The organism is Dyella japonica DSM 16301 (genome assembly GCF_001010355.1).
GTDB classification, from domain to species: Bacteria; Pseudomonadota; Gammaproteobacteria; order Xanthomonadales; family Rhodanobacteraceae; genus Dyella; species Dyella japonica.
Genome location: NZ_JPLA01000138.1, coordinates 1 through 656, shown reverse-complemented (window position 1 = coordinate 656; position 656 = coordinate 1). Strand labels below are relative to the sequence as shown.

Genomic DNA, 656 nt, shown 5'->3' with positions numbered 1-656 from the left:
GGCAAAGACTACCCTAAAATACAAGTTGATGGTAAAGTCGGTTCTGGAACTCTAAGTGCATATAAAAGCCTTCAGAATAAACGAGGCAAAGTAGAAGCCTGTAAGCTCATTTTGAAGTCTCTGGATGGTAAACAGTTAAACTACTATTTATCTCTTAATATGCCTGAGTACACTACAGGATGGATTGCTAACCGTATTGGTAATGTCCCTCTGGAGAGGTGTAATGAAGACATCGTTAATTAAGTTAACTGTATGTCTTTTGGGAGGGGTAGCTCTGGGAGCTACCCTTTTTCTTCTTGGTTCACAACATGGTGAAAAGAAAGTTCAAGCACTATGGGATGAAGATAAGAAGGAGTACTCAAAAGAACTTGATAGAGTAAAACTGGCTTATGACCAAAAGAATCGGGAACACAGTTATGAAGTCGGGCAACTTACCCTTCGACTTGATAAAGCCAAAGAGTCTTATGAAGTCGTTATTGATTCTATTACTAACCAGTACAATAGTCGGTTGCTCCAGTCAGAAAAACGAGCCGAGAGTTATAAACGTCAAGCCTCAACCGGAACCACTCAATGCCTCAATCTTGCAAGCCATGCAGCCAGACTCGACTCAAGTCTTGAAGAAGGCAGACGTTTGGTTGAAGAACTCAGGGCAACTG

2 protein-coding genes are annotated in these 656 nt (G+C 41.5%); both read left to right on the top strand.

The genetic code is table 11. The features are described from left to right. On the top strand, positions 1–243 hold a 243-nt coding region (locus tag Y882_RS19620), incomplete at its 5' end, for a putative peptidoglycan-binding domain-containing protein (RefSeq protein ID WP_046973416.1). After that, positions 224–656: hypothetical protein (locus Y882_RS19615; protein WP_046973415.1), on the top strand; the 433-nt coding region annotated here is incomplete at its 3' end. The genes Y882_RS19620 and Y882_RS19615, both read left to right, overlap by 20 nt.